This is a genomic window from Falsihalocynthiibacter sp. S25ZX9 (assembly GCF_041205405.1).
GTDB lineage: Bacteria > Pseudomonadota > Alphaproteobacteria > Rhodobacterales > Rhodobacteraceae > Falsihalocynthiibacter > Falsihalocynthiibacter arcticus.
The window spans coordinates 1-344 of sequence record NZ_JBGFCD010000119.1; the positions used below are offsets into that span (position 1 = coordinate 1).

General features: G+C 50.3%; 1 protein-coding gene. It reads left to right on the plus strand.

All coding sequences use genetic code 11. The features are described from left to right. On the plus strand, window positions 1-241 hold a 241-nt coding region (locus tag AB9F29_RS21545), incomplete at its 5' end, for a TrgA family protein (RefSeq protein ID WP_369757207.1). Between the last annotated feature and the right edge of the window lie 103 nt (window positions 242-344).

Consider the following 344-nt stretch of genomic DNA (forward strand, 5'->3'; position numbering starts at 1 on the left):
GGGGCTTACGACGGCAGTGGCCATCACCATTTGTGTGACGTTTCTTCATGCAGGGATCGAGATGATCGATAAGTCGATGCGCAAAGCCTATGGTGGCCCCATGGAAGCCATCGTTGATATGTTTAGTATCGCGGGCAAATATGCGATGATCGCAGCGACACCTTTCCCCATTGCAATAATGGTTTTTGGCGGAATTTTTGGTGGTTTTGCCGTGGAATGGGCCAGCCGCCGCTGGAACTGATACGTTTCCAAATTCAATTGATATCCAATATTTAGGACACGCCGTGACAGCCCTTTTTCTCTATGGTTCCCTGCGGCACGATCCGCTTCTTGAAGTCGTGCTG